The organism is Pseudomonas sp., from assembly GCF_035277045.1.
GTDB lineage: Bacteria > Pseudomonadota > Gammaproteobacteria > Pseudomonadales > Pseudomonadaceae > Aquipseudomonas.
On record NZ_DATELE010000105.1, the window covers coordinates 1 to 6,126 of the forward strand.

A 6,126-nucleotide genomic window follows, 5' to 3' on the forward strand; every position below is an offset into this window, starting at 1 on the left:
GCCGCGCTTCGTCGCCGGCGTGCTCGGCCCGACCAGCCGTACCTGCTCGATCTCGCCGGACGTCAACGACCCGGGCTATCGCAACGTCACCTTCGACGAACTGGTCGTCAACTACATCGAAGCCACCCGCGGGCTGATCGCGGGCGGCGCCGACCTGATCCTGATCGAGACCATCTTCGACACGCTCAACGCCAAGGCGGCGATCTTCGCCGTGCAGCAGGTGTTCGAGGACGACGGCGTCGAGCTGCCGATCATGATTTCCGGCACCATCACCGACGCCTCCGGCCGTACCCTGTCGGGCCAGACCACCGAAGCGTTCTGGAACTCGGTGCGCCACGCCAACCCGATCTCGGTCGGCCTGAACTGCGCCCTGGGCGCCAAGGAACTGCGCCCGTACCTCGAAGAGCTGTCGGAAAAGGCCGGCACCCACGTGTCGGCGCACCCCAACGCCGGCCTGCCGAACGCTTTTGGCGAGTACGACGAGACTCCAGCCGAGATGGCCGTGGTGGTCGAGGAGTTCGCGGCCAGCGGCTTCCTCAATATCATTGGCGGTTGCTGCGGTACCACCCCGGGCCATATCCAGGCCATCGCCGAAGCCGTGGCCAAGCATGCACCGCGCCCGATCCCGGACATTCCCAAGGCCTGCCGCCTGTCGGGCCTCGAGCCGTTCACCATCGATCGCAGCTCGCTGTTCGTCAACGTCGGCGAGCGGACCAACATCACCGGCTCGGCGAAGTTCGCCCGGCTGATCCGCGAGGAAAACTACACCGAAGCCCTGGAAGTGGCGCTGCAGCAGGTCGAGGCTGGCGCCCAGGTGATCGACATCAATATGGACGAAGGGATGCTCGACTCCCAGGCGGCCATGGTGCGTTTCCTCAACCTGATCGCCGGCGAGCCGGACATCTCGCGCGTGCCGATCATGATCGACTCCTCCAAGTGGGAAGTGATCGAGGCGGGCCTCAAGTGCATCCAGGGCAAGGGCATCGTCAACTCGATCTCGATGAAGGAAGGCGTCGAGGCATTCAAGCATCACGCGCGCCTGTGCAAGCGCTACGGCGCCGCGGTGGTGGTGATGGCCTTCGACGAAGTCGGCCAGGCCGACACTGCCGCGCGCAAGCGCGAGATCTGCCAGCGCAGCTACGACATCCTGGTCAATGAAGTGGGCTTCCCGCCGGAAGACATCATCTTCGACCCGAACATCTTCGCCGTCGCCACCGGCATCGAAGAGCACAACAACTATGCCGTGGACTTCATCGAAGCCTGCGCCTACATCCGCGACCACCTGCCCTACGCGCTGACCTCGGGCGGCGTGTCGAACGTGTCGTTCTCGTTCCGTGGCAACAACCCGGTGCGCGAGGCGATCCACTCGGTGTTCCTGTTCCATGCCATCCGCAATGGCCTGACCATGGGTATCGTCAACGCCGGCCAGCTGGAGATCTACGACGAGATCCCGCAGGCGCTGCGCGAGAGGGTCGAGGACGTGGTGCTCAACCGCACCCCCGAAGGCACCGACAACCTGCTGGCGATCGCCGATGACTACAAGGGCGGCGGCGCTGCCAAGGAAGTCGAGAACGAAGCCTGGCGCTCGCTGCCGGTGGAAAAACGCCTGGAGCACGCGCTGGTCAAAGGCATCACCGCGCACATCGTCGAGGACACCGAGGAGTGCCGGCAGCAGTGCGCGCGCCCCATCGAGGTGATCGAAGGCCCGCTGATGAGCGGCATGAACATCGTCGGCGACCTGTTCGGCGCGGGCAAGATGTTCCTGCCCCAGGTGGTCAAGTCGGCGCGCGTGATGAAGCAGGCCGTGGCCCACCTGATCCCGTTCATCGAGGCCGAGAAAGGCGACAAGCCCGAGGCCAAGGGCAAGATCCTGATGGCCACCGTCAAGGGCGACGTGCATGACATCGGCAAGAACATCGTCGGCGTGGTGCTCGGTTGCAACGGCTACGACATCGTCGACCTGGGCGTGATGGTCCCGGCCGAGAAGATCCTGCAGACCGCCCGCGAGCAGAAGTGCGACATCATCGGGCTGTCCGGTCTGATCACCCCGTCGCTGGACGAGATGGTGCACGTTGCCCGCGAGATGCAGCGCCAGGACTTCCACCTGCCGCTGATGATCGGCGGCGCGACCACCTCCAAGGCGCACACGGCGGTGAAGATCGAGCCCAAGTACAGCAACGACGCGGTCGTCTACGTCACCGACGCCTCGCGCGCCGTGGGCGTGGCAACCCAGTTGCTGTCCAGGGAACTCAAGCCGGCCTTCGTCGAGAAGACCCGCCTGGACTACATCGACGTTCGTGAGCGCACCGCCAACCGCAGCGCCCGTACCGAGCGCCTGAGCTACGCCCAGTCGATCGCGGCCAAGCCCCAGTACGACTGGGCTGGCTACACCCCGGCGAAGCCGAGCTTCACCGGCGTCAAGGTGCTGCAGGACATCGACCTGCGCACCCTGGCCGAATACATCGACTGGACGCCGTTCTTCATTTCCTGGGACCTGGCCGGCAAGTTCCCGCGCATTCTCACCGACGAGGTGGTGGGTGAAGCGGCGACCGCGCTGTACAAGGACGCCCGCGAGATGCTCGACAAGCTGATCGACGAAAAGCTGATCAGCGCGCGGGCGGTGTTCGGTTTCTGGCCGGCCAACCAGGTCAAGGATGACGATATCGAAGTCTACGGCGACGACGGCCAGCCGCTGGCGACCCTGCACCACCTGCGCCAGCAGACCATCAAGCCCGACAGCAAGCCGAACTTCTCGCTGGCCGACTTTGTCGCGCCCAAGGACAGCGGCCTGACCGACTACGTGGGTGGATTCATCACCACGGCCGGCATCGGTGCCGAGGAAGTGGCCAAGGCGTATCAGGACAAGGGTGACGACTACAACTCGATCATGGTCAAGGCCCTGGCCGACCGTCTGGCCGAGGCCTGCGCCGAATGGCTGCACGAGCAGGTGCGCAAGGAGCACTGGGGTTATGCCAAGGACGAGCACCTGAGCAACGAGGCGTTGATCAAGGAGCAGTACAGCGGTATCCGCCCGGCCCCCGGCTACCCGGCGTGCCCGGACCACACCGAGAAGGAAACCCTGTTCCGCCTGCTCGATGGCACCGCCATTGGCGAGACGGGCCAGAGCGGCGTGTTCCTCACCGAGCACTTCGCCATGTTCCCGGCGGCGGCGGTCAGCGGCTGGTACTTCGCGCATCCACAGGCGCAGTACTTCGCTGTGGGCAAGGTCGACAAGGACCAGATCGAGAGCTACAGCGCGCGCAAGGGCCAGGAACTCGGCGTGACCGAGCGCTGGCTGGCGCCGAACCTTGGGTATGACAGCTGATTCGCCAATGCACTCGGCCTGATTGACGGGGTTGCAGGTTTTGCGGCCCCTTCGGGGCCGCGAACCAGAAGGCATCGCCGGGTCTACACTGTCTCCTGATCATTTGAACCAGGGAACCGCCTCATGGCCGACGAAGACCCCGGCAAGCCCCCCACCTTCTGGCAGATGCTGCACAGCATCCTCGCCGCCGCCTTCGGCGTGCAGTCGGGCAAGAACCGCGCCCGCGACTTCACCCACGGCAAGGCCAGCCACTTCATCGCGCTGGGCGCGGGCTTCACGCTGGTCTTCATCCTGGTGCTGATCGCCCTGGTGCAGCTGGCCCTGCACCTTACTGGTGGCTGACCCAGTACACGGCCGTCACGACAACCAGAATGATCAGGGCAAGAATCGCCCAGGCATCGACACTGCTGTCAGACTTGCGCGCTTTGGTCGAGTTTCCCATTTGCATTGCCTCTTGTAGTGATTATCGGAATGCACTTCTTCCACAGCAGTTAAGCCCAGCAATGCCCTCACCTCAAGCAGGGAAATGCCAGTCAGTCTCAGTTAGTCCAAATGGTTCTTTTCATATGCAAAAACATCACTTTAGCGCATAAACACAACCTGCTATCTTTCCACGGCTCCGCTACGGGAGTGCGCGGCCGTGCGCGCGATTAGCTGCATGCAGCCTGAGACAGGACCCTTATGTACGTATACGACGAGTACGATCAGCGGATCATCGAGGACCGCGTCAAGCAGTTCCGTGATCAGACCCGCCGCTATCTGGCCGGTGAGCTGAGCGAAGAAGAATTCCGCCCTCTGCGCCTGCAGAATGGCCTCTATATCCAACGTTTTGCCCCGATGTTGCGCGTCGCCGTGCCTTACGGCCAGCTGAGCGCTCACCAGGTTCGCATGCTGGCGAAGATCGCCCGTGACTACGACAAGGGCTACGCGCACATCAGCACGCGGCAGAACGTGCAGTACAACTGGCCTGCGCTGGAAGACATCCCCGAGATCCTCGCGCAGTTGGCCACCGTGCAGATGCACGCGATCCAGACCAGCGGCAACTGCCTGCGCAACACCACCACCGACCAGTTCGCAGGCGTTGCCGCCGACGAAGTGATCGACCCGCGCCCATGGTGCGAGATCATCCGCCAGTGGACCACGTTCCACCCGGAATTCGCCTACCTGCCGCGCAAGTTCAAGATCGCCGTCAACGGCTCGAAGGACGACCGCGCCGCCATCGAAGTGCACGACATCGGCCTTGAGCCTGTGTACAACGAGGCCGGCGAGCTGGGCTTCCGCGTGCTGGTCGGCGGCGGCCTGGGCCGTACGCCGGTGGTTGGCTCGTTCATCAACGAGTTCCTGCCGTGGCAGGACCTGATCAGCTACCTGGACGCCATCCTGCGCGTGTACAACCGTTACGGTCGCCGTGACAACAAGTACAAGGCGCGGATCAAAATCCTGGTCAAGGCCCTGACACCTGAAGTGTTCGCCGAGAAGGTCGAGGCCGAGATGGTCCACCTGCGCGGCGGCGCCAGCACCCTCACCGAGGCTGAAGTACAGCGCGTCTCGCGCCACTTCGTCGACCCCGAGTACCTGGCGCTGGACAACGTCGACTACGCGGAACTCGACCAGCAGAACCCAGGCTTCGCCCGCTGGCGCTCGCGCAACATCCGCGCGCACAAGCGCCCTGGCTACGTGGCCGTGACCCTGTCGCTCAAGCCGACCGGCGTCGCGCCGGGCGACCTGACCGACAAGCAGCTCGACGCGGTCGCCGAACTTGCCGACCGCTACAGCTTCGGTTTCCTGCGCACCTCGCACGAGCAGAACATCATCCTGGCCGACGTCGAGCAGCGCCAGTTGCACGCGCTCTGGCTGGAGCTGCGCGACCTGGGCTTCGCCACGCCGAACATCGGCCTGCTGACCGACATCATCTGCTGCCCGGGCGGTGACTACTGCTCGCTGGCCAACGCCAAATCGATCCCGATCGCCGAATCCATCCAGCGCCGTTTCGACGACCTGGACTACCTGTTCGACATCGGCGAGCTGGACCTGAACATCTCTGGCTGCATGAACGCCTGCGGCCACCACCATGTTGGCCATATCGGCATCCTGGGCGTGGACAAGAAGGGCGAGGAGTTCTACCAGGTCTCGCTCGGCGGCAATGCCGCGCGCAACGCAAGTCTGGGCAAGATCCTCGGCCCATCGTTCGCCCAGGACCAGATGGCAGATGTGATCGACAAGCTGATCGCGGTGTACATCGAGAAACGCACCGAGGAAGAGCGCTTCATCGACACCTACCAGCGTATTGGCATCGACCCTTTCAAGGAACGCGTCTATGCAGCGAATCATTAAGAACAACCAGCTGGTCGACGAAACCTGGCACTTGCTGCCCAAGGACGTCAGCCTGGACGAGCTGACCAACTGCGACGACTACATCGTGCCGCTGCAGCTCTGGCGTGACCACGGCCATGCGCTCAAGGCCCGCGACGGCGGCCTGGGCGTGTGGCTCGACAGCGACGAGGAAGCCGAGGAAATTGGCGAAGACGTCGCGCATTTCCAGGTCATCGCCCTGAACTTCCCGGCCTTCACCGACGGGCGCAACTACTCCAACGCGCGCCTGCTGCGTGACCGCTACAAGTTCACCGGCGAGCTGCGCGCCATCGGTGACGTGCTGCGTGACCAGCTGTTCTTCATGGCCCGCTGCGGGTTCGATGCGTTTGCCATCCGCCCTGACAAGGACCCGGAAGAAGCGCTGCAAGGGCTGACGGATTTCTCGGTGACCTACCAGGCCGCCGCCGACGAGCCGCTGCCGCTGTTCC

Annotated in this window: 4 protein-coding genes; all 4 read left to right on the plus strand. The window is 64.0% G+C overall.

Features of this window, described 5'->3' with window-relative positions; genetic code table 11:
- Positions 1 to 3,325 (plus strand): methionine synthase (metH, locus tag VJS90_RS04260; protein WP_324119399.1); only part of this gene is annotated, 3,325 nt, incomplete at its 5' end.
- Between the two features lie 123 nt (positions 3,326 to 3,448).
- The gene (locus VJS90_RS04265; protein ID WP_324119400.1) at positions 3,449 to 3,667 is read left to right on the plus strand and encodes a DUF2970 domain-containing protein; all 219 of its coding nucleotides are present in this window, start codon (positions 3,449 to 3,451) and stop codon (positions 3,665 to 3,667) included.
- A 339-nt stretch (positions 3,668 to 4,006) separates the two neighbouring features.
- The gene (locus tag VJS90_RS04270; RefSeq protein ID WP_324119401.1) at positions 4,007 to 5,659 is read left to right on the plus strand and encodes a nitrite/sulfite reductase; all 1,653 of its coding nucleotides are present in this window, start codon (positions 4,007 to 4,009) and stop codon (positions 5,657 to 5,659) included.
- Positions 5,643 to 6,126: DUF934 domain-containing protein (locus VJS90_RS04275; RefSeq protein ID WP_324119402.1), on the plus strand; the 484-nt coding region annotated here is incomplete at its 3' end. The genes VJS90_RS04270 and VJS90_RS04275, both read left to right, overlap by 17 nt.